The following is a 23852-nucleotide window of genomic DNA, read 5'->3' as shown; positions in this document are numbered from 1 at the left end:
CAGTCTGAGACTGGGAACGAGATAACCAGATAAGAGATAATCTCTAAAAACTTGTTCTAGAGTGGCTTTCAGCTTAGGTTGTACACCCATGAGCATTGCTGTGCCCCTATAACAGATATGGTTCAAATACTAAACAATCGATCGAATAACGCCACCATCTACCCGCAAAGCTGCACCATTAGTTGCTGATGCTACGGGACTAGAAAGGTAAACTACGATCGCTGCTACTTCTTCATTAGTTGCAAAACGTTTAATTAGGGAAGTTGGACGCACATTTTGAAAAAACTCAGCCTCAACTTCACCGACACTAATACCGCGTTCTTGCGCCAACTTGGTGATAAAATCTTCAACTCCTTCTGAGCGGGTTGGCCCTGGTAAGACAGAGTTTACCGTGACTCCAGTCCCGACTGTGATTTCTGCTAGACCTCGTGCAATGGCTAGTTGCGCTGTCTTAGTTGTGCCGTAGTGAATCATTTCCACTGGGATCTGAATAGCAGATTCGCTGGAGATAAAAATTATCCGTCCCCAGTTTTGCTCTAGCTGCTTTTGCAGATATTGCCGACTCAAACGGACTCCACTGAGGACGTTAACCTCAAATATCTTTAACCAGTCTTCATCAGTAATATCAAAAAACGTTTTTGGCTCATAAATACCGACATTGTTGATGAGAATATCAACGTGAGGAACTTTTTGAACGAGTTGCTCTACCCCTGATGCAGTGCCTGCGTCAGCAACTACACCAGAAACTTTCGCCTCCGGTGTACTTTGCTTAATTTTAGCGATCGCTTGGGCAACTCGTTCTTGGGACCGACCGTTGACAATCACTGATGCACCTTCTTGAGCTAGCCCTTGGGCGATCGCCAAACCAATACCTGCGGTTGAGCCACTCACCAGCGCGGATTTACCATGTAATTTCAAGTCCATTTCGCTCTTTCCCCCTTAATTGAAACAGAATGCTCTGGGACTGGGGGAGAAGGGGGACAAAGAAGAATTATTGAAAAAGTCCTTCCCCACTCCCCAGTAGAGACGCGATTAATCGCGTCTCTCCCTTAAATTAAAGATGGTGTGCTAAGGTCTTATTCAAGGTGGTTTTTGGGACTGCCCCAACGACAGTATCGACCTGCCGACCTCCCTTAAAAACCATCAGCGTCGGAATGCTACGAATTCCATAGTGGCTGGCGACAGTCGGATTTTGATCTGTGTTCAGCTTCACAAATTTCACCTGTCCTTCGTATTCAACAGCAACTTCATCGACGACTGGGCCCACCATCCGGCAAGGGCCGCACCACGGTGCCCAAAAGTCTACTAAGACCGGAATCTCACTTTCTAACACTTCTTGTTTGAATGTGGCTTCTGTGACATTTGTAATGGATGACATAAAATTGCCTTCCTAATTAATTCTATAATTCGATAATATCGAATAATAAAAATATATGCCACTTGGTGAGATAATGCAACTATGAGATTTCTTTATCATCCAGATCGAAAAAATATTTCTTTACCGGGAGTGCTGTATGCATTGGGCGACCCAGTGCGGCTGGAGATTGTGCGGCTGCTGGCGACTGAGGGGGAACAATGCTGTGCGAGGTTTGATTTTGCGATCGCTAAGTCTACGATGTCCAATCACTTCAAGATTTTGCGGCAGTCCGGGATAGTCTTGACACGCAAAGAAGGGACACATCACATTAACATCCTGCGGCGTGAAGATTTAGAGGTGCTGTTTCCAGGGTTGCTGGATGCGGTATTGAAAGCCGCTCGACCATTGCCTGTTGAACCCGCCACTACTAAACAAATAGCTTCAATGATTTAGGGGCATTGGGCACTTGTACTGAGCGAACGCAAACAGCATCTCGTAGAGAAGTCATTGGCGTAGCCTCTCGTAGAGAAGTATTGGGCATTGGGCATGATATGGTGTTCAAATCTGAAGGTTATAAACAAACTTGCAACCAGGATTTATACTGTCTGGCGAGTTCCTGAAGAAAATGGAGTTCTTCACCCTCAAGATTATTAAATAGGTTGTGATATTGCCAACCACGCTCGTAGCGACTTAGCATTTGTTCTGGAGTAAACCGATAGACATCGGCCGTCTGCCAACAAATTGACTCCAGAAAAGGCAGCTTTTTGGGGACAATAACAGGATTATCTGTTGGTGTTGCGGTTGTCATAATTCTTTTAATCAACCACTTTCGACTTACTTTCATTTTAGCTTTCGCGCCTTAAATTTGGACACTGTATTTGAGAAGGACAAATCACTGGTGAAATATAAGGCGGGTGATCCAAAAAATTCTACGTGCCGCTAAGTATTGGGATGTGATGCCCGTATCAAAGCAATAGCATCTGATGCAGAGGTAGGTTTGAAAGCTATAATTGTGATACAATCCATATTCTTAAAAGTGCAAAATCGCAACAAAAGCACCAATGGCAGAATTCACCATTCAAATTCCCGATGAACTAGCTCAACGTTTAGAACCTCTGCAAAATCGCTTACCCGATTTGCTTTGGCGATTACTAGACGTTGTAAATCTACCAATAACTATTCAGCCAACAGTCAATCCTGAGACTACAAATATTCCAGCAGTTTATCAAGAAGTTATTGATTTTTTAATTAAGGGGGCAAAACTAGAAGAAATTATTAATTTTAAAGTTTCATTTCAATCTCAAACACGCCTACAAGAATTACTGGAAAAAAATCGCTCTGCAACACTCAGTCAAATGGAATTAGCAGAATTAAATGTTTACGAGCAGCTAGAGCAAATGATGATTTTATTAAAAGCACGAGCTTATTCTGCAATCAGCTAATATGACTTCTAATTCGATTTCTGTGGAACTCCGTAGGTTAGTCACCCAGAGAGCTTCAGCACACTGTGAATATTGCCGAATCCATAATTATTTGATTAATTCATATTGAATTAATCTGTCACTTTGCCCTACAAGTTCTGCCTGACAAAACTTATAATATAATACTTCAGAACTTCGATCTGCCAAATAGTCTTTGTAATCTTGTTCTTCATATAGACCTACTGACTGTAAATAATTATCAGAAATGCAAATCAATTTTACTTTTCCTATAATAGTTATTTCATCTTCATTATCAAAAAAAGTTCTCTTTTGCTCAACTGTACACAAATATGTCTGTCTTTTATTTGGGTCAGTGCTAAGTGCAAAATCTCTAGCTAAACTTAGACATTTAATATTGTCTTCCTTAACAATTGGATTACCTTGGTAATCTAACAAAGTTTTAGCAAACTTAGCTAAGTGTTTAGCGTTGAAGTTTTTAATTTTAGTAAAGTTGTAATAAATATCAATAAAATTAGATAAAGGTTTTGTCCATTCTACAATTGATGAATAATAGTCTAAATAATCTGAAAATTGCTTAAAATCAATATCCATTTGAACTTCATCTAACACCATAGCTGTTTTTCACCTTTGATAACTGGGATTTTTCACTAATGATTAAAGTTTGGAGGACGGATTCTAGAGTTTGGATTGATTGTCTGTTTTGATAACTATTTTAACTAACCACTTTTGGCTTATTTGGATTTTACGGGATAAACTCTTCCTTTCCAAGCGCCGCCGCGCCCTTGCCAGTGACGTAGTGCTGAGTCTAGAGTCATCAGGGTATAGAGAAAAGCGATCGCAGGTAAGCTAAAAGCTAACCAAAGAGAACATTTATAAAAGCGGATTGTCGGGTAGTAAGCGAAAGCCATTAACAGCCATCCGAATAAACCCGTAAGTGCGATCGCCCAATTACTCCAAACTAAACCCAAAATCACACCCATCGGCGGAACTAGATAAATCAGAGGCATTCCTACCAAAGTTCCCAATAGTAGTAATGGAGAATAATTCAGTTGAGTATAGGCACTACGGGCAACCATATCCCAAATCGTCGCCAGCGAATCATAGGGACGCAAACTGCAAGTTAAAGTACTCAATCCTAGCCAGATACGCCCCGATGATGAAGAGGAAGGGGGAGACAAGGGGGAGGGGAGAGACAAGGGAGATACTTGTTGAATAATTCTTCCTTGTCCCCTTTGTCCCCCTTGTCCCCATTGTCCCCCACTCGTCTTAACAGCCTGAGCAAGAGCGCAATCATCAATTAAAGCTTGGCGAATGACTTGAATACCCCCGATTCGCTCTAAAGCTTCACGGGCGATCAGAATAGATCCCCCTGCGGCGGCGGCTGTGGAATTGTTGGGATTATTCACCCAACGAAAGGGATAGAGTTTTTGGAAGAAAAAGACGAAAGCTGGAATCAAAAGTTTTTCCCAAAAGCTTTCACATCTAAGTCGCACCATTACAGAAACCATGTCTAAATCTTCCTGCACAGCTTTAGCAACGAGTCGGCGAAGATTACCAGGATCATGTTCGATATCTGCGTCAGTCAGCAAATAATAGTCAGGTGCAAATAAACTCGCACTGTTTATACCTTGCTCAACTGCCCAAAGTTTGCCCGACCAACCAGGAGGCAATGTTTCGCCCGTGATAATATGCAATTGCTGAGGTTTACCTACAGCGTGTGCAACTCCTTCGGCAAAATTTGCTGTCCGGTCTGTGCTGCGATCGTCTACCAAAAAGACGTTGAAAGAACCAGGATAGTCTTGAAGTAGGAGCGATCGCAAGCTAGTTGATATCAAATCGGCTTCGTTACGGGCTGGAACCACCGCACAAACCACAGGTAACGATTTTAGCTGAGTTTCTGTAACCTCTAGTTGCTGGTCTGTCCGCCAAAACTGCCCCCGAAAACACAGTAACCCCAACCAAATTGTTAAGGATAAGAGCATCAATCCTAATACAATTACACCCATGACCGTCGCTTTGCTCCAATTCAAAATTCACGCATTCAAAATTCAAAATAAAAGAATTTAATTTTTAATTCCTACGAAGGGGGCTGACCTATTGCAAATTTTCAGTAACTCAGACAGAATACTATGTCTACTGATTGAGTAAAAAATTTTTTTCACTCATTGTATTACCGTGTTTATAAGTGGGTGTTGAGGTTAAATAGTATTTGATGCAAACACAAGACAGGGTAAAAGTCAATCAAGTCGCAACAGCGATCGCAGCTAGTCAAGAATATCTGCTTTCGCTTCAAAATCCCGCAGGTTACTGGTGGGGAGAGTTAGAATCTAATGTCACCATAACTGCTGAAGTCGTCCTCCTGCATAAAATTTGGGGAACAGACCAAAGAAGACCCTTAGATAAAGTTGAAGCATATCTGCGTCAAGAGCAACGGCAGCATGGTGGCTGGGAACTTTTCTACGGTGATGGCGGAGAACTTAGCACTTCAGTTGAAGCTTACATGGCGCTGAGGCTGCTAGGTGTACCAGCAAACAATCCGGCGATGATTCGGGCGCAAGCTTTTATTCTCCAACAGGGCGGTATCAGCAAAACTCGGATTTTTACCAAGTTGCACTTAGCCTTGATTGGCTGCTACAATTGGTGCGGTATTCCCTCGCTACCAGCTTGGGTGATGCTGTTGCCAAAAGGTTTCCCCGTCAATATCTACGAAATGTCTAGCTGGGCGCGTTCCAGTACTGTGCCACTGCTGATTGTATGCGATCGCAAACCTGTTTTTATCACCGATCCAACTATCAACCTAGATGAGCTATACGTTGAAGGTGTTGATCAAGTCCGGTGGGAATTACCCCAAAGTGGTGATTGGACAGATTTATTCCTCACCCTTGATCAGGGGTTCAAGTTGGCAGAAAGTCTGAATTTAGTACCTTTTCGTGAACAAGGCATCAAAGCCGCCGAAAAGTGGATTTTAGAGCGCCAAGAAGCTACAGGCGACTGGGGCGGCATTATTCCGGCGATGCTGAATTCAATGCTAGCTTTGCGCTGTCTAAATTATGACTCAAGCGACCCCATTGTGGAACGAGGTTTGCAAGCAATTGATAATTTTGCCATTGAAACAGAGAATAGCTACCGCGTACAGCCTTGTGTTTCACCCGTCTGGGATACCGCTTGGGTGATACGTGCTTTGGTAGATTCTGGTTTTGCACCAGATCATCCGGCTGTGGTAAAGGCTGGAGAATGGTTGCTGCAAAAACAAATTTTAGATTACGGAGATTGGGCTGTCAAAAATCGTCAGGGAAAACCAGGGGCTTGGGCATTTGAGTTTGACAATAACTTTTATCCCGATGTAGACGACTCGGCTGTGGTGGTGATGGCACTAGATTTAGCAAAACTTCCTAATGAAAAAATTAAGCAGGCGGCGATCGCTCGTGCCTTAAACTGGATTGCATCTATGCAATGTAAACCAGGCGGGTGGGCTGCTTTCGATTTGGATAATGATCAAGATTGGCTCAACTCGATTCCTTATGGCGACTTGAAAGCGATGATTGATCCAAACACCGCAGATGTTACGGCTAGAGTCGTAGAAATGCTTGGTGCTTGTAACCTGTCAATAGATAGTTATAATTTAGAGCGATCGCTTACTTATCTTCTGCGCGAACAAGAAACTGAAGGCTGTTGGTTTGGTCGTTGGGGTGTAAATTATATCTACGGCACCAGTGGCGTCCTCTCAGCATTGGCGTTAATTGATCCTCAAAGGCATAAACTCAGTATACAACGGGGAGCCGCTTGGTTAGTTGGATGTCAAAACCCAGATGGGGGTTGGGGTGAGACTTGCCGCAGCTACAACGATCCTAGTCTCAAAGGACAAGGAAATAGTACTGCATCTCAAACTGCTTGGGCTTTAATTGGGTTGATAGCAGCAGGTGAAGCAACAGGTAAATTAGCGCTTGATGTGATTGAGCGGGGAATTGGCTATCTAGTGGCAACTCAACAGCCTGATGGTACTTGGTTTGAGGCGGACTTTACAGGTACTGGCTTCCCTTGCCATTTTTATCTCAAATATCATCTGTATCAACAATACTTTCCTTTAATCGCGCTAGGTCGCTATCAAAGAGTAATTAGAGAAAATTAGTTTGGATGCAATACACTGTGGGAAACAACTAATACGGTTTAGATAAGCTGGGAACAAAGGAGAGTTCTTAAAATTAAAGTTGTGATAAGTTCAACTGAAGTTGTAGTTAGAAACGTTCAAGTTGTAAGCTGTTATACCAATTCACACAAAGCCTGATACATATAGATTTATCGTAGGGGCACAGAAAAAGCTCATGCGTGTCAACTTAACGTAAAACCCATGTCCCACAAGGAACTGAAGTTCCTTGGCTTTTAGCGAAAGTCATCTAAAGATGACTAAATAATCCGAAAAATCTTTAGTCTACTAAAGTAGACTTTAGCTAAAAGCCAAAGAACTTTAGTTCCAGGCGGGTGAGTCAGCCAACAGTTAAGCTATTTCTAGCTTAAGTTGACACCAATGAGCATTGCTGTGCCCCTACCAACGTATTTAAAGTGAAAGGGTATAAGTCCTATTACTGTAAAAATAAAGGTGAGGCATAGCCCCACCTGCGATTCTTGATTCAAAACTCTTACAGCACCCGCTTGAAGAAAGTCACTAAATCCTCAATGTTCGGTGTGTGAAGTAAATCTATTACTTCTGTAGCTTCTTCAGAAGGTATATAATCATTTGGTACAGCGATGATTGAAGTTTTTAAATTTTGGGCGAGCTGATACCAAAAAGCCAATTTATCGTCAGCGCTCATTGAAGCATACTCTTGAGTAAGAATTGCTGTTTCTCCTACTTCATCTGGGTTTAGCAACTGACGCAAAGCTAAAAGCTGTTCTGCCTGTGGTAGGTTTTGAATTTGTGCAACTAAAGTCGCACTTTTTTGATTTGGCACATCATTGAGAGCGATCGCTGGAATTGCATCACCAATTTCAGTATACAGTAACTCTAGAACCGTCAAGCGATCGTCTATATTCAAACTCTGAAATTTTGATACACTTTGTTCTAAAAAATTGACGTTCGTAGAAGTCATAAACACCTCAAAGTAATTAACTAAAAATTATCGAGTGAAAATTGTAATCCTGCCTTGAGCCAGTTCGACTATTGCTTTGCTCGAAAATACAACCAGGGAACATCACTTGATTTTGGATGAACGCAAAGCAAATAGCTGTTATTTTAGGGATCAGCCATGAATTTTTATTAATTAAATTTCCCGAAATTTGTGTTAGTAATGTACCGATTACATTAGTCGGTATTGTATCATAGCTGAAGTATTAAAATAATTTCTAATTCGTGATTAAGTTTTTTAACGGGAATTTATACTCCACCACAAAACTTGTCGCGACTCGACTGACTTGTACTGAGCGACGTCGAAGTAGCGTTGTCCTTGGCGCAGCCTCTCGTAGAGAAGTAGCGCTCGCCGAACGTCTTATTATAAGCTCAAGCAACTTCAACCCCGATAATTTGTTAAATAACTCTGAAGACTGTTTGCGATCGCCTTTATTTTAAGTATTAAAAACTGAGACATATTTATCAGCTATAATAAATTATGGTAAATTAGTTAGATTTTTGTGTTTATTTATCAACAAAAATTAAAGACGCCAGTCATCAAAATTTAGCTTCATATTAAGTGACTGGCGGATATAGTAAACTTGAAGAGAATGGGTATAAATGGGTATAAGACCCTCACCTTTCTCCTGAAGGCAACGCTGCGTATAGCAGGCAAGACTTACTAACGCAACGCTAATACCAATCACCTAGTTGGGAAAATCTGCTGGAGAGTAAAGAAATTCTAATTTCAGAATTCTTCTACTACAACCTAACAAACTTGCTATAACATACTAAAAAGTTCAAAATTGCTAAATTTCCGCACCTGCTTTTGATTGGGCACCCATTGGCGAAACATAATCACGGAAAAGAGTAATCTGCTGTTCAAATTCTAATCCTTGAATTCTGCCAAACAACGCTTTAGATTCTGAAGAAAGTTGATAATCATCAGGTATAGGAATGATTGTGCCATTTTCCATCCCTTGAGATAATCGATACCAAAACAGTAGCTTGGTGGTATCACCCAAAGAGCCATATTCACGAGAAATTAGGGTATCGACTTTATTAATCAAATCACGCTGAACTTGTAATTGTTGTTCGTGAGATAATTCCTTAACTTGATTAAATAAACCTTCAGCTATTTCTGGCGAGGCAGTGCTAGCACCAGGGGCGGCTGGAGTAATTGAACCTCCAATTTCTTTGTAAATGAACCAAAACAAAGCCAGCTGTTGATCTACATCCAACTTTTGCCAAGCTTGAATATGTTCATGAATAGTTGGATCGTTAGTTTGCGTGTATGTCATTATTAACTCCAATTGCAATTTATCAGTATTCTTAACAAGGTTATCAAATTTACATCTGCCATTTTACCCTACTGAAGACAGATGTATTGGAATCATAAAGAAGAACAATTAGAAACAGAATATAAATCGGTTGGGGTATATTCCTGCATTCAAAGGATTACGGTTAGATAAGCACCTGACATAAAAAGCCAAAATCATGCTTGCCAAGGTGAAGGAGTTGGCAATTGGAATACTACAAGGTGAAGAGATTTTCAGGAAGTATTTCGGTGGATAGATGTTAATTTTAATGTGACAGTGCTTAGAAAAGCACTGTCCAAGCAGGGACATTAATTTGTGAATAATACAGTAGGAATACCAGGGCTATTTCATTCTAGACAGAAAACGCCCAGAACTGAAGTTCAGAGGCTCATAGCTAAAGTCCGTTAAAACGGACTATAACCTTTTCTTAGTCGTCTTTAGACGACTTTCGCTATTAGACTCAGAATTCATTCTGAGGCGGACTAGATGAGAATGAAATAGCCCTGCCAGGAATACGGCTTCTACTTTTATTTAGCTTATTCTCGCCGAGTTTGATAATCTTCAGAAGACTTTGGATCTAACTCCCAGCGATCGCCATCACGTTCCTCTAAAATATCGTTAGTATGCAGAAACTCAGAGTCAGCCATTTCTAGCCCTACGGCTGCTTCTAGCTCCTCAGTTACATTTTGATCAGGAGTGGAAGTACTACCACCAAGAGCTTCATCCCCAACTGCATCTGCATCTTGCCAATAAGTATCAACATCCCCAGTAGTGAGTTCAGGACTAGTTTCTGTATACTCCTCTCTTTCTGCTCCCGTTGAGCTACCACCAATATTGTATCCCGACAAGTCTTTCACACCAGTACCGTAGGATTCGGTAATCTCTTGTGGCAAATCATTGGTTTTAATTTCGTCATGATGATTTTTTTCTGCCATGATACTAGTCCTTTTCTGCATTCTCACAATAACGTTTTCCTGTCAACAATTTGTCTAACTAGAGAGGTATAGCTTTAGAAATAAAATAATCTATCCCCTTGGAACGAAGCATAACTAGCGATCGCGTCATACTATTGGAGAAATCATGGACAAAAAACTTATGGTTCAAGTTTTTAGTTAGGAGTTAAGGGTAATCAAACCGAAATTATTCATTAACCAAGTTTTTACTCATAACTATTTTTTATCATTCACCAACAATCCAATTTGTCAGCAAAAAGTTCTGGCTGTTTAACTGTCCTAATCGATGAATATTGTAGCTAGTTAAATACTAGAAATAAACAGGTAATACCATCTATGACTGACCATAACAATCATTCCAGTAAGAAAAAAGTTGCCATCCTCATTGAACAGGGAGTAGAGGATGCAGAATTTACAGTTCCTTATAATGGACTGAAACAAGCAGGAATAGAGGTAGTAGTCCTGGGTTCCCGAATAAATGAAAAATATAAGGGTAAACAGGGCAAACTCAGCGTACAAGCCGATGGTACTACGACAGAAGCGATCGCAGCCGAATTCGATGCGGTAGTGATTCCTGGAGGGATGGCTCCCGATCAAATGCGGCGGAACCTTAACACAGTACGCTTCGTACAAGATGCCATACAACAAGAAAAATTGGTAGCTGCGGTTTGCCACGGACCACAACTATTGATTGAAGGCGACTTACTCAAAGGTAAACAAATTACTGGCTTTAGCGCTATTGCTAAGGACATCATTAACGCTGGTGCAAATTATCTAGATGAGCCGCTAGTAGTTGATGGGAATTTGATTACATCTCGTGAACCCGGAGACTTGGCAATTTTCACCACCGCTATTCTAAGCCGTTTGGGTTATGGTGGCAAAGATGCTGCATTACCAAATGAGAAAGACACAAGTGCCGAATGGTGGAAGCTCGCCGATGCTTGGGGTGGCTCAACCAAAGGTGATCTCAGCAAAGGTTTAAATACTGCCCTTAGTGGTGAACGTTATTCCTTAGAAGCATTTGAGAAGTACTTGGAAAAGGAATCAGATAGCGAAGGAAAATCAGTCTTTCAAGAAATCATTGCTAATAAACAGCGCCACATTCAAAAATTAGAAACCTATCTCCACCTATTGGGCGAAAAACACTCTTTAGCGGCAAATATTGCCAATCAGTATGCCAAGGTAAAAACTGCCTTCACCGGAAGTGATGACATCTATCAGTTACGTTCGGCTTTGGGGGATGTGCAAACTGGTATCGGCGATATTGGCAATTTGTGTGCAATGTACACTGACCCGGTAACAACTGCTATTTTCAAAGAAATTTACCAGGATTTATTGAAATCCGAACAACAATTGCTAAAAGTATATCGGGCGCGGATAGGCACTCAGATTCAGCCTCCTAAGCCGACTACAGGCGCTTCTGTGTCAATATAAAGATTTTTTGAACATAACCAGAGCTATGGATAGCGTCTGGTAGAGAATAAGACACAGATATAAGAAATTATTTGTGCCTCTGTGGTTAATTTAATTTGATGGAGAACTAAAAAAGTGGCTTCAACATCAGGGGATAAACTAAATACAGGGCAGCCTGAAGCTAGTGAAGTAGAGCGTTGGTCATCTCTAATTGGTGGCGGTGCTATGGTGCTGATGGGTTTAAAGCAGGGTTCATTGCGGGGAGTGCTGACGGCTTTAGCTGGTGGCGGTTTGATCTATCAAGGTGCAACTAAACAAAGCACAATCGAGCAAGCCCAGTCAGCAATAGGTATAAACCAACCCATCAAAGTTGAAAAGACGGTAACGATTAATAAACCAGCAGATGAACTGTATCGTTATTGGCACAACTTTGAGAATTTGCCCACATTTATGAAGCATCTCAAATCTGTAAAGGTGCATGACCAAAAACGTTCTCACTGGATTGCAAATGCACCCTTGGGTAACAGCGTAGAATGGGATGCAGAAATTCTGGAAGACCGGGAAAATGAGTTTATTTCTTGGGCTTCTGTAGAAGGTGCAGACGTTGATAATTCTGGTTTTGTCCGTTTCCAAAAGGCACCAGGCGATCGCGGTACGGAAGTCAAGATTGTCTTGGAGTATAACCCGCCGGGTGGGATATTGGGGGCTACTGTAGCTAAACTTTTCGGTGAAGAACCAGAACAGCAAATTGGTGATGAATTGCGTCGCTTCAAGATGCTAATGGAAGCAGGCGAAATTGCCACCACCGAAGGTCAATCAAGGGGAAGCAAGTAGTTATTCCCCCAATGATCCCAGATGATGGATGTTAAAAAAGCGATCAATAGCGATCGCTTTCCTGAACGTCTGGAAATGGCGAAAAAGTTTGCCAAAATTCATTAACAACGAATAAGTTAATGCTGGCGAAGCGTTGGAAGATATGACTCGTGGCCGTTACCTTTAAAACAAGCACCCCACGGCTACCAGATTTTTCAACAAAAAAAGGATAACTGCATCAAAGTTGTTCTTAAACCCTGAATGATCAATAATCATTCAGTCTTTTGAATCGTACACCCAACATAATGCAATTGAGGCTTTTTATGAATCGAGTAATTTCATCGCTGCGAAATATTCGTATTTCCCAAATCCTTGTAGTTTTCCTCGTAGGATTTATGTTTTTACTGGGTCAAGCTTTTAGCTACGCTAATGTAGCTCAAGCTGAGACTGTTAAAACTCCAGAGGGTATTTATTACAAAGGAACACCAGACGAAGGTGCAATTGGAAATGATACCCAAATCAGCAATAGCAAGAATAAATTAAAAGGCGCTGTTGATAATATCCGTGAAAAGCTAAACTTGGATGAAGAAACTCCTGAAGCTACAAAAGAGTTTTTTGATCCTGCAAAAAACAAGGCAGGAGACAAAGCTCGGTCATTGAATGGAGATAAAAAGGGTTATTACCATAATGCTCCAAGCAAATAACTGAGACATAGAAGCTAGACTTTTACCAAGTTTTGAGTCTAAATTACTGAGTCATACATTGTTGAACCAGATTTGATTAGTTACCGAGACGCGATAATTATCGCGTCTCCCGCTTAAGATAAATACTGGATTCATCTTGATATTAAAGAGCCATAAATCATCACTAAGGACGAAATCAATTATGAAAGCAGTTTGCTGGCATGGAGCAAACGATGTGCGGGTAGAAACAGTTCCTGACCCCAAAATTATCAACCCACGCGATGCCATTATTAAAATTACTTCCACGGCAATTTGTGGTTCTGATTTGCATCTTTACAACGGCTTCATCCCCTCAATGGAAAAAGGCGACATCCTTGGTCATGAATTCATGGGGGAAGTTGTAGAACTGGGAAGTGCAGTTAAAAATGTGAAAATAGGCGATCGCGTAGTAGTTCCTTTTACCATCTCCTGCGGCAATTGTTTTTTCTGCAATCGGGATTTATCCTCACTGTGCGACAACTCTAACCCCAACGCTTGGTTAGTAGAAAAGCAAATGGGCTATTCGCCATCAGCTCTATTTGGCTACTCTCATTTATTCGGCGGTTATGCCGGTGGTCAAGCAGAGTATGCACGAGTACCATTTGCCGATGTCGGCTTGTTTAAAATTCCCGATGGTTTGACGGATGAACAAGTGCTATTTCTAACAGATATTTTCCCCACTGGCTATATGGCAGCCGAAAACTGCAACATCCAACCCGGTGATATTGTCGCCGTTTGGGGTTGTGGCCCAGTCGGACAATTTGCGATTAAAAGCGCATTTCTTCTTGGTGCAGAACGTGTGATTGCGATTGATCGCGTTCCCGAACGTCTACAAATGGCTAAAGAACAGGGCAAAGCTGAAGTCCTTAACTACGAAGAAGGGGATGTTGGCGAAGCACTCAAAGAATTGACTGGCGGTCGTGGCCCTGATGCTTGCATTGATGCAGTGGGAATGGAAGCCCACGGTACAGATTTCATGGCCTTATATGACCAAGTAAAACAAGCGGTGCGTCTAGAAACAGATCGCCCAACAGCATTACGGCAAGTAATTGTTTCTTGTCGTAAAGGTGGTCACGTATCAATTCCGGGTGTGTACGGTGGCTTTATAGACAAAATGCCGATGGGTGCTGCTATGAACAAGGGTTTAACCTTGAAAATGGGACAAACGCACGTCCACAAGTATCTAAAACCTTTGTTAGAACACGTTCAAAAAGGTGAAATTGATCCAACATTTATCATCACCCACACGTTACCTTTAGAACAAGCGCCCCACGGCTACGAAATTTTTAAGGACAAGAAAGATAACTGCATCAAAGTTGTACTCAAACCCTAATTTAATTATGAGCGACACCAGCGTTACGAAAATAGATTCTACCAATTCCCCTAAAGGTAAACTCGGTCAAAAATATTTAGCTTCTGGCAAAAATGTTGCCATGCGTCTTTGGGAAGATGAACAACCAAACGAAGACAAAGAGCCAAGTTCGCGCGACTATGAAACAGTTGGTTATGTAATTAATGGTCGTGCCCAATTGCACCTTGAAGGACAAGTGATTTTACTAGAGCCTGGGAGTTCTTGGGTTGTGCCCAAAGGAGCCAGCCACACCTACAAAATCCTCGAACCATTCACGGCTGTTGAAGCAACCAGTCCTCCGGCTCAAGTTCACGGACGCGATGAAAACTAATTTGCAGTTATCTGAAATTTTGCGATCGCTAAAAACTTCTAGCCGCTTTCAATTGCATAGAATATAGAGCGTTAGTATTATTCATCTTGTAGGGTGGGCATCCTGCCCACCTTGAATATGGGACGGGTGTTCGCGTAGCGGCACGTAGTGCGGACACCCATCCCACCAGAAAATTTGGGATGTTTTTTTATTTGTCAGTCCCAAAGGAGAAATAAGAATCACCTTGCACTTGTAACAACATAAATAATCCGATCGCACACGATTAATTTCTCAATAAACCTCATGCGGTGCAGAATATCTGCTATAATATCTAGTCAAAACTTCCGATCGCATCGATCGCAGCTTCCAATGCGATCGCCACATGAGTCCAATGAGTCCCCCCCTGGCAATAAACCACATAAGGTTCACGCAAAGGCCCATCTGCTGATAATTCCAAAGTACTCCCTTCAATAAATGTTCCGCCAGCCATGACTACCAGGCTCTCATACCCCGGCATTTCATCTGGAACAGGGTTTAAGTAGGAACCGATAGGAGAATGCTGTTGTATGGCTTTACAGAAAGCAATTAGCTTTTCAGCAGAACCGAGTTTGATTGCCTGAATTACATCCCCACGGGGAGCCAGGGGAGCGGGATTAACTGGATAACCGAGTTTGTCAAATACATAACCACTAAGATAAGTCCCTTTCATCGCCTCTCCGACCATTTGCGGAGCCAGAAATAGTCCTTGGAACAGCAGGCGATTTTGGTCAAAAGTAGCACCGCCATAACTACCGATACCGGGAGCAGTCAGGCGACAAGCGGACGCTTCTACTAAGTCGGCGCGACCGGCGACATAACCGCCAGCGCTGACAATGGTGCCACCAGGATTTTTAATCAATGATCCTGCGATTAAATCAGCACCTACGGCTGTTGGTTCCCTGGTTTCAATAAATTCGCCATAGCAGTTATCTACAAAGCAAACGGTGTTCGGGTTTTGCTGTTTGACTAAGTGGACGATTTTTTCAATATCGGCAATTGATAAACTCGGACGCCAAGAATAGCCACAAGAACGCTGAATTAACACTAAACGCGTGTTTTCAGCCACACTACTACTTAAAGCTTGCCAATCTATAGTTTCTTGGGGAGTTAGCTCCAATTGGCGGTAATTTATGCCAAACTCGATCAGAGAGCCTTGACCTTGACCTCGTAAACCAATGACTTCTTCAAGCGTATCGTAGGGAGAACCAACTACTGCTAACATTTCATCTCCAGGACGGAGGACACCAAACAAAGCACAAGCGATCGCATGAGTTCCCGAAACAAACTGCACTCGCACCGCCGCAGCTTCGGCATCCATAACTTCGGCAAAAACCATATCTAAAGTTTCTCGTCCTAAATCATCATGGCCGTAGCCACTTACACCAGCAAAGTGGTGTGCCCCCACACGGTGATTACGAAACGCATCCAGGACTCGTTTTAGATTATGCTTAACCTGAGTGTCAATTCCAGCAAAAATTTCTAATAGTGCCTGTTCTGCTTGCCGCAGCTGTTCTAAGCTGTTCATCAGTTCCTCGTTCCAAAAAAAATTATAGATATGCGGATTTTTAGATCCCACAGACTAGGCTGGAAAATTCTTTCTTTAGGTGACTGCATGACAATTGCTTCTTCAACTAAACCTCAAATTAACTGGGTTAATACCCTATTTCTCATTGGACTGCATATCGGCGCTTTGTTTGCCTTTTTTCCTGGTAACTTTAGCTGGACGGCAGTTGGTGTCGGTTTCTTGCTGTACTGGGTGACTGGTGGTTTAGGCGTTACTCTGGGATTTCACCGCCTTGTTACCCACCGCAGTTTTCAAACTCCCAAGTGGTTAGAATATCTCCTGGTTTTCTTCGGGACACTCTCCTGTCAAGGAGGCCCAATTGAGTGGATAGGAACACATCGCATTCATCATTTGCACTCCGATACTGACGCAGATCCCCATGATTCTAATAAAGGCTTCTGGTGGAGCCACATGGATTGGCTGCTTCACTACTGTCCCGCTCACACTGAAATTCCTCGTTTCACCAAAGATATTGCCGAAGACCCATTTTATCAGTTTTTAGAAAAATATTTCATTTTGATCCAGGTTGCTCTGGGTGTGTTGCTTTTGGTTCTGGGTGGCTGGCCGTTCGTTTTTTGGGGGATTTTTGTTCGCCTTGTCTGGGTTTACCACTGTACTTGGTTGGTGAACAGCGCTACTCATAAATTTGGCTATCAAAGCTATGATTCTGGTGATAAATCGGCTAATTGCTGGTGGGTAGCCTTACTAGTTTTCGGTGAAGGCTGGCACAATAACCATCATGCCTTTCAATACTCAGCTCGTCATGGGCTGGAATGGTGGGAAATCGATTTAACTTGGATGACTGTTCAATTGCTACAAGCAGTTGGTCTGGCTACTAATGTGAAGTTGGCCCCAACAAAAATTAGTTAGGAGTTTCCAGAGACCCGATTAATCGCGTCTGTACAAGAGTTAGGAGTTTGGAGAGACGCGATTAATCGTACAGGAGTTAGGAGTTAGGAGTAATGGCGGTTCCCAGGTGCATGAAGTACATATCAAAACTTCACCCCGATAAAGCTGCACTTCACTCTGATTAGGAAACGCTATCGGATGTTTATCTTTTTTAACTCATAACCCTTCTCTACGAGACGCTGCGCGTAGCTTGCTTCCACGAAGTGGTACGGCAGGCTCAGGGCATCGCTCATCAGTTATAACTCCTAACTTTTCAAAAGTCTATTTACGGGTGCGCTTGTGTCGCTTAGATTGCTATAATCCGAAGCGCTAATGTCAAGAATGTTTGAGGCAAGTTGCTTTTTGGCGACTTGGTGGAGGAGTTTTTTGTTTTTCAGGTGTTCATGACTACATCAATAATTAACAGCCAGAAAGTAAGTGACGAGCCTAGTAATTCCGACCTAAGGCTCAAAGATATTGTCAAAACCCTGCCAGGGGAATGTTTTCAGCAGAACCGTCGCAAAGCTTGGATACAAGTAATAATTAGTGTCTTGGCAGTTGCCTTGGGCTACTACAGCCTAATCATCACTCCTTGGTTTCTTTTGCCCCTAGCTTGGATTTTTACGGGCACTGCTTTAACAGGTTTTTTTGTAATTGCCCATGATTGTGGTCACAGGTCTTTTGCCAAGCGTCGTTGGGTAAACGATTTGGTGGGCCATTTCTTCATGATGCCGTTAATTTACCCCTTTCATAGTTGGCGCATTAAGCATAATTATCACCATACTCATACCAACAAGCTGGATGAGGACAACGCTTGGCATCCAATCCAACCAGAAGTGTTTGAAAATTGGGATCAAATCCGACAGTCTGCTTTTGAACTGTTTATGCGTAAACGCCTCTGGTGGGTAGGTTCCATTGGACATTGGGCTGTGGTGCATTTTGATTGGCGGAACTTCAAAACTAAAGACCAATCGAGTATCAAGCTTTCTGTGGCTGTAGTAGTTGTGTTTGCAGCGATCGCTTTCCCGATTCTGATCGCCACAACTGGGATCTGGGGATTTGTCAAATTTTGGCTAGTACCCTGGATGATTTACCATTTTTGGATGAGTACTTTTACTATTGTTCACCATACTTCCACAGATGTTCCTTTTGTGACAGCGAACAAGTGGAATGAAGGTCTAGCACAGCTATTTGGCACTATCCATTGCGATTATCCGCGTTGGGTAGAAATCCTCTGCCACGATATCAATGTTCATGTCCCTCATCATATTTCCACTGCGATTCCTTCTTATAATTTACGGCTAGCTTACAGCAGCATCAAAGAAAATTGGCAGCCTTATCTGCATGATGAATCTCAGTTTTCTTGGTCTTTAATGAAGCAGATTACAGACCAGTGTCAACTGTACACAACTGATGTTGGCTATAAGACTTTCAACGAATATTACACAGAGCAATAAATAGCCCTGTGATTACACTCACGCTCTTGAACCAACGAGAGCGTTTATTATGCTGTGTTTAAATAGAATCTGGCAATTCACTGACTAAAATTTGAGGTAAATTGCCAGATTTTATCCTCTTGGATGTTAGCGATCGCTATTGTCGTGGGCATCATAGAGGTGAGATGATCTTCTCTCAAATAAAGTTCCGATTTCTATCTAACAAAAGAATCCAGTGCAATCAAATACCATCACGTTCAACAATCCTCCTGGCTGTGAAACGTCTGAGGATGCAACTAAATTACCTTTCACGCTTCAGGATTTAAAAGCTGCCATTCCTGCTGAATGCTTTCAGCCGAATGTGACAAAATCGCTTTTTTACTTCTTTCGTGATATCTTGATTATCGGTCTGCTTTATGCAGTAGCTTATTACCTGGATTCTTGGCTTTTCTTCCCGATTTTCTGGTTAATGCAAGGAACGATGTTTTGGGCTTTGTTTGTAGTCGGACATGACTGCGGACACCAATCTTTTTCTAAGCATAAATGGCTCAATGATTTGATTGGACATCTTTCTCACACACCAATACTTGTTCCTTATCATGGTTGGCGGATTAGTCACAGAACTCATCATAAAAATACTGCCAATATCGATAACGATGAAAGTTGGTATCCTGTGACAGAATCACAATACAAGGAGATGCCCTTAGCCCAAAAGATAGTCAGATATTATGTTTTTCTATTGGCTTATCCTCTGTATTTGTTTAAGCGTTCTCCTAATAAGGAAGGCTCCCACTTTTTACCCAGCAGTTCGCTTTTCAAACCCTCAGAAAAATGGGATATCATCACTAGTACTATACTTTTGATTGGCATGGTAGGTTTACTAGGTTTCCTCACCTACCAATGGGGTTGGATGTGGTTGCTGAAATATTATGCTGCGCCTTACATTGTGTTCGTAATTTGGCTAGATTTGGTGACATTCCTGCACCACACTGAGCCAGAGCTTCCTTGGTATCGGGGAGAAGATTGGACTTTCCTGAAAGGCGCAATTTCTAGCATTGATCGTAATTATGGTTTGATCAATCATATCCATCATGATATCGGTACTCATGTTGCTCACCATATATTCCTTAACATCCCTCACTACAACTTGCTGAAGGCAACTCAGGCAATAAAACCAGTGATGGGTGAGTATTTCCACAAATCGGAGGAACCCATTTGGAAGTCATTATGGAATTCATCTATCAGTTGCCATTTTGTAGCTGATACTGGTAGTAAGGTTTACTACACATCTCAGAATAAGTTAGCTAAAGGTTAACATTCAGATTCCCGGCTTGTTTAAAAAGTCGGGAATCTTGCATTTTTGTCAATGCTTTGTGACAACTTAGCTTTTGAGTGGCGTTGGCGTAGCCCGCCGCAGGCATCGCATATTACATTATTACTGCTTCTAACTCTCTCAGTATTTGAGCGTCCTTAGCCTGCGGTAAAATCAGAATAGATAATGACCTTCGCGGATTCTTGACCCTAGCCTGACAAAAAGATTTACAGAAATACTCAGTAAGCGTAAAGCTTTATCTGTGTATCGTGACTTAAGACCATTACCTGCTAGGGTTATAAATTAGTACAGACTATACTATAGACAATTTACTCAAAACTCTTTCGCGCTTTAAAATCAGAGGTATCAATGATTATAACTAATTTTAGCAAACATAGCAATGAATTTAAGGAGACTAAAGTACTCAAAACTAAACCGCATTGGCAAGGGCAAAATTTGAGCGATACTGCTGTCAAAGGTAAAGATACTAAGAAGATGCAAGATACTGCACCTGATAGTTCGATTTTCAATAGGTTCAATCGTGGTCGAGTTGCTATTTTTATTGATGGCTTAAATCTATTTCATACAGCTTTACAACTCGGCATAGAAATTGACTATGTTAAATTGCTTTGTCATTTAACCAATGGTTCAAGACTGTTACGTGCTTTCTTCTATACTGGGGTTGATATCAGCAATGAAAAACAACAGGGTTTTTTATTGTGGATGCGTCGTAATGGTTATCGTGTCGTAGCAAAAGAGCTTGTTCTGCCAGCAGAGAATTTCAAAAAATCAAATCTGAACGTAGAAATTGCTGTAGATATGATCACTTTAGCTCCTTATTATGATACTGCGGTTTTAGTCAGTGGGGATGGAGATTTAGCCTATGCTGTAAACGCTGTCAGTAGAATGGGAGTTCGAGTGGAAGTGGTGAGTCTGCAAACGACGACTAGCGAAAGCTTGATTGATGTTGCTGACTGCTTTATTGACCTCGATAGTATTAAAGCACACATTCAAAAAGATTCTCATCTTGGCTATAGTTATCGCACGTCGTCAAATTCAAATCTTTAATCTGCGTATTTTGCTCGGTCTTAATTGAAATGGATATTTTAATAGTTGAAGATGAACCAGAAATTGCTCATTTAATCGAACTCTCTTTAGAAAAAGAAGGATTTTTTTGTCGCACTAGCCGCGATGGGATGAATGCTTTGCGGATGTTTCACGAGCAACCACCTGATTTAATCATTCTAGATTTAATGATTCCTGGTTTGGATGGGTTAGAAGTTTGTGCCAGAATTCGTCAGAAACCAGGTGCAAAAGATCCTTATATTTTGATGCTTACGGCTAAGGGTGAGGAAATCGATCGCGTCATTGGTCTATCTACTGGTGCTGATGATTACATGGTGAAACCCTTTAGCCCCAGAGAGTTGGTAGCTAGGGTGCGGGCACTATTGCGGCGTAGTCTCCGCCAAGGGGGACAAAATCAAGTCAATCGTACCCAACACTTTATCGTCGATGTAGATCAGCGCACTGCTAGTCGTCAGCTGAATTCTCAGGAGGTTGAAATTTTGGACTTAACTACCCTAGAATTTAACTTGCTAACCACCTTTGTCAGCAATTCTGGTCGAGTTTGGAACCGCACTCAACTAATTGATAAACTTTGGGGAGATAACTTTTTTGGCGATGAACGAGTGGTGGATACTCATGTAGCTCGGTTGCGAAAAAAGATTGAGCCTGATCCGGCAAATCCGACTTTTATTAAAACTGTTGTTGGGGTTGGCTATAAATTTGAAGATCCTCTGCTGGCGTAAATGTTATGAAGATGGGGCTAAGAACGCGCCTATTTTTCTCCCACTTAGTAGTAATGCTCGTGGGGGTAGCTAGTCTGGTGAGCATCAGCAAAATCTCTTCTCCCCGCTTGTTTGTCTTGCATTTGGAACGATTAGAAAATCAGGGGTTTGACTTAATTGATGTCCGTACTGAATTGGTCGCAGGATTTGAACTTGCTTGGCAGCGAAGCACTATTTGGTCAGTCTTAGTTGGTACCACCGCCGCCGGTGGATTGAGTTACTGGGTGTCCAGCCGGATTATGCAGCGATTGACCCAGATGGAACAAATCACCCAAAAATTTGCTGCTGGTCAGATGGATGCACGACTACCTGTGTCTGACATTCCCGAACTCAGTGGACTGAGTACTAGTTTTAACCGGATGGCAGCTAGTTTAGAAGGGGTAGAAGCGCGGCGGCGAGAAGTGATTGGAGACATGACACATGAACTACGAACACCGTTAACAGTGGTGCGCGGTTACTTGGAAGAACTCGCTAATGGGGAAATTGAAGCGTCTCCTGAAATTTATCGGCGTTTAGCTAGAGAAACTAGGCGTTTAGAGCAGTTGGTGAACGATTTACAAGAATTGTCTAAGGCGGAAGCTGGTTATCTGCCAATTAATATCCAACGGGTAAATCTGCGTCCGTTGTTAGAGTCATTAGTAGAGAAATTTACTGACCAACTGTTAGAAGATGGGCCAGTTCTGCTCTTACAATGTCCATCTGTGCTACCTCCTGTATTGGCAGATATTGACCGCACAGAACAGGTGTTGGTTAATCTGCTAGGTAATGCAGTGCATTATACTAATGAAGGTGCAATTACCATTGATGTTGGGACTGAAGCTTCTCTTCTCTGGATTGCGGTTATAGATACAGGTATTGGTATCGCTCCAGAAAATTTGCCCCATGTGTTTGAGCGTTTCTGGCGAGCTGACCAATCGCGCGATCGCCATTCGGGAGGCACTGGTATCGGCTTAACTATTTCCCATCGTTTGATTGAACTACAAGGCGGTCAGATTCAGGTAGAAAGCGAATTGGGAGTTGGTAGTACGTTTCGGTTTTTTCTGCCTTTGGCTTGAATTGAGTCAAAACCTTTGAGATACAAGGGATTGACACAAGGTAGTCACGGCTGTGTCATACCCAATTGCTAAGTTGAAAGTATCCGAAATCTTATTTTTTTGATGGATGTCGAGATTTTGGAAATGCATATAGTATAACATTATGTCTACTTTTATTCTGGCTGCTTTTTTGGTTGGTTTACTCAGTCTTTCGGGTTACGCTGCGATCGCTTACCTGTTCCCTCGAAATGGTTCCCAAGACTGACCAAATAACAATTCAAAAATAGGAATTTTGATCGATTGCAATGTAGTGTGATACAAACCGTTTCAATCTCTAATAGGAATTTTGATGGATTGCAATTTGCAGGATGGAAATATTTAAGCGCTGAAACTTTACGTTTCAATCCTTAATAGACATCTCCGAAAAATGCCAATACCACTCTGTGAGGCAATTCCAACAAGCGATCGCCAATTGCAAACCTGAGCCAGTTTCAACGCCAAAATAAGGATTTGAGGTGCGGTGGATAATACCGCCCATCGACTCTAATAGGGTTAGTCATTAATCAAATTAAACATACATTTTCTTCAAAAACCGCTTTCAGCTAATTGTATAAACTTTACATTATATATAAGCGCTAATTAACCTCAAAGCCTTTATAAATGAAGGATAAAAATCTAATTTACTGATAAGCATAATTTTGTATGTTATATTAACTACATCAATATTGTGCTAGGATAACGAAATGAATTCCACTTACAATTCGAGTCTCGATCGTATTACCTTAACGCATAACTAATTTAGTAATTATTGTGATGAAACAATTAAAGCAACCTTTTCTGGCTATTCTAATGATGTTGGGTGTTATTGGCTCTGTATCACTCGGTTCAAAAATCAGGGCGAACGCATCTAAATATAGTACATAATTACTAAAGAAGAGATAAAGGCAG

24 protein-coding genes are annotated in these 23852 nt (G+C 41.8%); 14 read left to right on the top strand and 10 right to left on the bottom strand.

The window, feature by feature from the left end; all coding sequences use genetic code 11:
• Positions 1-129: 129 nt before the first annotated feature.
• Both HWQ38_RS03220 and trxA read right to left on the bottom strand, forming a co-directional pair.
• The gene (locus HWQ38_RS03220) at positions 130-924 is read right to left on the bottom strand and encodes an SDR family NAD(P)-dependent oxidoreductase (protein WP_292789970.1); all 795 of its coding nucleotides are present in this window, start codon (positions 922-924) and stop codon (positions 130-132) included.
• Between the two features lie 130 nt (positions 925-1054).
• Positions 1055-1378 (bottom strand): thioredoxin, encoded by a 324-nt coding sequence (gene trxA / locus HWQ38_RS03215; RefSeq protein ID WP_292789969.1) that lies wholly within the window; start codon positions 1376-1378, stop codon positions 1055-1057.
• Positions 1379-1459: 81 nt separating this feature from the next.
• Between trxA and HWQ38_RS03210 the strand changes: the two genes are divergently transcribed.
• Positions 1460-1810, top strand: coding sequence for a helix-turn-helix domain-containing protein (locus HWQ38_RS03210; RefSeq protein WP_292789968.1), 351 nt, complete (start codon positions 1460-1462; stop codon positions 1808-1810).
• A gap of 118 nt (positions 1811-1928) precedes the next feature.
• On the opposite strand, the gene HWQ38_RS03205 is transcribed toward HWQ38_RS03210, so the two are convergent.
• Entirely contained in the window at positions 1929-2201 is a 273-nt protein-coding gene (locus HWQ38_RS03205) for a hypothetical protein (protein WP_292789967.1), read from the bottom strand.
• A 217-nt stretch (positions 2202-2418) separates the two neighbouring features.
• On the opposite strand from HWQ38_RS03205, the gene HWQ38_RS03200 reads away from it, so the two are divergent.
• Positions 2419-2799: a hypothetical protein gene (locus HWQ38_RS03200; RefSeq protein ID WP_292789965.1), complete on the top strand. Its 381-nt coding sequence runs from the start codon at positions 2419-2421 to the stop codon at positions 2797-2799.
• Between the two features lie 87 nt (positions 2800-2886).
• Here the strand turns inward: HWQ38_RS03200 and HWQ38_RS03195 are convergent, their stop codons facing one another.
• Positions 2887-3411, bottom strand: coding sequence for a hypothetical protein (locus HWQ38_RS03195; RefSeq protein WP_292789963.1), 525 nt, complete (start codon positions 3409-3411; stop codon positions 2887-2889).
• 119 nt (positions 3412-3530) lie between these two features.
• Positions 3531-4805 carry a glycosyltransferase gene (locus tag HWQ38_RS03190; protein WP_292789984.1) on the bottom strand — a complete coding sequence of 425 codons (1275 nt, stop codon included), beginning with the start codon at positions 4803-4805 and terminating at the stop codon, positions 3531-3533.
• 206 nt (positions 4806-5011) lie between these two features.
• Here HWQ38_RS03190 and shc point away from each other — a divergent pair, with 206 nt between their 5' ends.
• Positions 5012-6928 carry a squalene--hopene cyclase gene (shc, locus tag HWQ38_RS03185; protein WP_292789962.1) on the top strand — a complete coding sequence of 639 codons (1917 nt, stop codon included), beginning with the start codon at positions 5012-5014 and terminating at the stop codon, positions 6926-6928.
• Positions 6929-7436: 508 nt separating this feature from the next.
• Here shc and HWQ38_RS03180 read toward each other — a convergent pair.
• From HWQ38_RS03180 to HWQ38_RS03170, 3 genes are all read right to left on the bottom strand, one after another.
• Positions 7437-7886 carry an orange carotenoid protein N-terminal domain-containing protein gene (locus tag HWQ38_RS03180; protein WP_292789961.1) on the bottom strand — a complete coding sequence of 150 codons (450 nt, stop codon included), beginning with the start codon at positions 7884-7886 and terminating at the stop codon, positions 7437-7439.
• A gap of 826 nt (positions 7887-8712) precedes the next feature.
• Positions 8713-9204, bottom strand: coding sequence for an orange carotenoid protein N-terminal domain-containing protein (locus HWQ38_RS03175; RefSeq protein ID WP_292789960.1), 492 nt, complete (start codon positions 9202-9204; stop codon positions 8713-8715).
• A gap of 554 nt (positions 9205-9758) precedes the next feature.
• Positions 9759-10157 carry a DUF6335 family protein gene (locus HWQ38_RS03170; RefSeq protein ID WP_292789958.1) on the bottom strand — a complete coding sequence of 133 codons (399 nt, stop codon included), beginning with the start codon at positions 10155-10157 and terminating at the stop codon, positions 9759-9761.
• A 354-nt stretch (positions 10158-10511) separates the two neighbouring features.
• Here HWQ38_RS03170 and HWQ38_RS03165 point away from each other — a divergent pair, with 354 nt between their 5' ends.
• From HWQ38_RS03165 to HWQ38_RS03145, 5 genes are all read left to right on the top strand, one after another.
• Entirely contained in the window at positions 10512-11609 is a 1098-nt protein-coding gene (locus HWQ38_RS03165; RefSeq protein ID WP_292789956.1) for a DJ-1/PfpI/YhbO family deglycase/protease, read from the top strand.
• 114 nt (positions 11610-11723) lie between these two features.
• Complete coding sequence (locus HWQ38_RS03160) at positions 11724-12422, top strand: SRPBCC family protein (protein WP_292789954.1); 699 nt, start codon at positions 11724-11726, stop codon at positions 12420-12422.
• A 302-nt stretch (positions 12423-12724) separates the two neighbouring features.
• On the top strand, positions 12725-13105 hold the full coding sequence (locus HWQ38_RS03155; protein WP_292789953.1) for a hypothetical protein: 381 nt from the start codon (positions 12725-12727) through the stop codon (positions 13103-13105).
• 181 nt (positions 13106-13286) lie between these two features.
• Positions 13287-14456 (top strand): zinc-dependent alcohol dehydrogenase, encoded by a 1170-nt coding sequence (locus HWQ38_RS03150; protein ID WP_292789951.1) that lies wholly within the window; start codon positions 13287-13289, stop codon positions 14454-14456.
• A gap of 7 nt (positions 14457-14463) precedes the next feature.
• Complete coding sequence (locus tag HWQ38_RS03145) at positions 14464-14805, top strand: cupin domain-containing protein (RefSeq protein ID WP_292789950.1); 342 nt, start codon at positions 14464-14466, stop codon at positions 14803-14805.
• A 310-nt stretch (positions 14806-15115) separates the two neighbouring features.
• Here HWQ38_RS03145 and HWQ38_RS03140 read toward each other — a convergent pair whose 3' ends face one another.
• The gene (locus HWQ38_RS03140; RefSeq protein WP_292789948.1) at positions 15116-16348 is read right to left on the bottom strand and encodes a methionine gamma-lyase family protein; all 1233 of its coding nucleotides are present in this window, start codon (positions 16346-16348) and stop codon (positions 15116-15118) included.
• 87 nt (positions 16349-16435) lie between these two features.
• On the opposite strand from HWQ38_RS03140, the gene HWQ38_RS03135 reads away from it, so the two are divergent.
• The 6 genes from HWQ38_RS03135 (at position 16436) to HWQ38_RS03110 (ending at position 22925) form a co-directional block, all read left to right on the top strand.
• Positions 16436-17257: an acyl-CoA desaturase gene (locus tag HWQ38_RS03135; protein WP_292789946.1), complete on the top strand. Its 822-nt coding sequence runs from the start codon at positions 16436-16438 to the stop codon at positions 17255-17257.
• A 422-nt stretch (positions 17258-17679) separates the two neighbouring features.
• Positions 17680-18732 carry a fatty acid desaturase gene (locus HWQ38_RS03130; protein ID WP_292789945.1) on the top strand — a complete coding sequence of 351 codons (1053 nt, stop codon included), beginning with the start codon at positions 17680-17682 and terminating at the stop codon, positions 18730-18732.
• Between the two features lie 214 nt (positions 18733-18946).
• Complete coding sequence (locus HWQ38_RS03125) at positions 18947-20026, top strand: fatty acid desaturase (RefSeq protein WP_292789943.1); 1080 nt, start codon at positions 18947-18949, stop codon at positions 20024-20026.
• Between the two features lie 366 nt (positions 20027-20392).
• Entirely contained in the window at positions 20393-21091 is a 699-nt protein-coding gene (locus tag HWQ38_RS03120; protein WP_292789942.1) for an NYN domain-containing protein, read from the top strand.
• Between the two features lie 29 nt (positions 21092-21120).
• Positions 21121-21831 carry a response regulator transcription factor gene (locus HWQ38_RS03115; RefSeq protein ID WP_292789941.1) on the top strand — a complete coding sequence of 237 codons (711 nt, stop codon included), beginning with the start codon at positions 21121-21123 and terminating at the stop codon, positions 21829-21831.
• Between the two features lie 5 nt (positions 21832-21836).
• Positions 21837-22925 (top strand): HAMP domain-containing sensor histidine kinase, encoded by a 1089-nt coding sequence (locus HWQ38_RS03110; RefSeq protein ID WP_292789939.1) that lies wholly within the window; start codon positions 21837-21839, stop codon positions 22923-22925.
• Positions 22926-23304: 379 nt separating this feature from the next.
• Here the strand turns inward: HWQ38_RS03110 and HWQ38_RS03105 are convergent, their stop codons facing one another.
• Positions 23305-23442: a hypothetical protein gene (locus HWQ38_RS03105; RefSeq protein ID WP_292789937.1), complete on the bottom strand. Its 138-nt coding sequence runs from the start codon at positions 23440-23442 to the stop codon at positions 23305-23307.
• Between the last annotated feature and the right edge of the window lie 410 nt (positions 23443-23852).

It is taken from the genome of Nostoc sp. NMS7, assembly GCF_017115085.1.
In the GTDB taxonomy this organism is placed as follows: Bacteria; Cyanobacteriota; Cyanobacteriia; order Cyanobacteriales; family Nostocaceae; genus Nostoc.
This window is presented reverse-complemented; position numbering and strand designations above follow the sequence as displayed.

Coding starts and splice junctions, on each gene's coding strand:
- HWQ38_RS03220 (WP_292789970.1), bottom strand. CDS start 924: ATGGACTTGAAATTACATGGTAAATCCGCGCTGGTGAGTGGCTCAACC.
- trxA (WP_292789969.1), bottom strand. CDS start 1,378: ATGTCATCCATTACAAATGTCACAGAAGCCACATTCAAACAAGAAGTG.
- HWQ38_RS03210 (WP_292789968.1), top strand. CDS start 1,460: ATGAGATTTCTTTATCATCCAGATCGAAAAAATATTTCTTTACCGGGA.
- HWQ38_RS03205 (WP_292789967.1), bottom strand. CDS start 2,201: ATGAAAGTAAGTCGAAAGTGGTTGATTAAAAGAATTATGACAACCGCA.
- HWQ38_RS03200 (WP_292789965.1), top strand. CDS start 2,419: ATGGCAGAATTCACCATTCAAATTCCCGATGAACTAGCTCAACGTTTA.
- HWQ38_RS03195 (WP_292789963.1), bottom strand. CDS start 3,411: ATGGTGTTAGATGAAGTTCAAATGGATATTGATTTTAAGCAATTTTCA.
- HWQ38_RS03190 (WP_292789984.1), bottom strand. CDS start 4,805: ATGGGTGTAATTGTATTAGGATTGATGCTCTTATCCTTAACAATTTGG.
- shc (WP_292789962.1), top strand. CDS start 5,012: ATGCAAACACAAGACAGGGTAAAAGTCAATCAAGTCGCAACAGCGATC.
- HWQ38_RS03180 (WP_292789961.1), bottom strand. CDS start 7,886: ATGACTTCTACGAACGTCAATTTTTTAGAACAAAGTGTATCAAAATTT.
- HWQ38_RS03175 (WP_292789960.1), bottom strand. CDS start 9,204: ATGACATACACGCAAACTAACGATCCAACTATTCATGAACATATTCAA.
- HWQ38_RS03170 (WP_292789958.1), bottom strand. CDS start 10,157: ATGGCAGAAAAAAATCATCATGACGAAATTAAAACCAATGATTTGCCA.
- HWQ38_RS03165 (WP_292789956.1), top strand. CDS start 10,512: ATGACTGACCATAACAATCATTCCAGTAAGAAAAAAGTTGCCATCCTC.
- HWQ38_RS03155 (WP_292789953.1), top strand. CDS start 12,725: ATGAATCGAGTAATTTCATCGCTGCGAAATATTCGTATTTCCCAAATC.
- HWQ38_RS03150 (WP_292789951.1), top strand. CDS start 13,287: ATGAAAGCAGTTTGCTGGCATGGAGCAAACGATGTGCGGGTAGAAACA.
- HWQ38_RS03145 (WP_292789950.1), top strand. CDS start 14,464: ATGAGCGACACCAGCGTTACGAAAATAGATTCTACCAATTCCCCTAAA.
- HWQ38_RS03140 (WP_292789948.1), bottom strand. CDS start 16,348: ATGAACAGCTTAGAACAGCTGCGGCAAGCAGAACAGGCACTATTAGAA.
- HWQ38_RS03135 (WP_292789946.1), top strand. CDS start 16,436: ATGACAATTGCTTCTTCAACTAAACCTCAAATTAACTGGGTTAATACC.
- HWQ38_RS03130 (WP_292789945.1), top strand. CDS start 17,680: ATGACTACATCAATAATTAACAGCCAGAAAGTAAGTGACGAGCCTAGT.
- HWQ38_RS03120 (WP_292789942.1), top strand. CDS start 20,393: ATGATTATAACTAATTTTAGCAAACATAGCAATGAATTTAAGGAGACT.
- HWQ38_RS03115 (WP_292789941.1), top strand. CDS start 21,121: ATGGATATTTTAATAGTTGAAGATGAACCAGAAATTGCTCATTTAATC.
- HWQ38_RS03110 (WP_292789939.1), top strand. CDS start 21,837: ATGAAGATGGGGCTAAGAACGCGCCTATTTTTCTCCCACTTAGTAGTA.
- HWQ38_RS03105 (WP_292789937.1), bottom strand. CDS start 23,442: ATGGGCGGTATTATCCACCGCACCTCAAATCCTTATTTTGGCGTTGAA.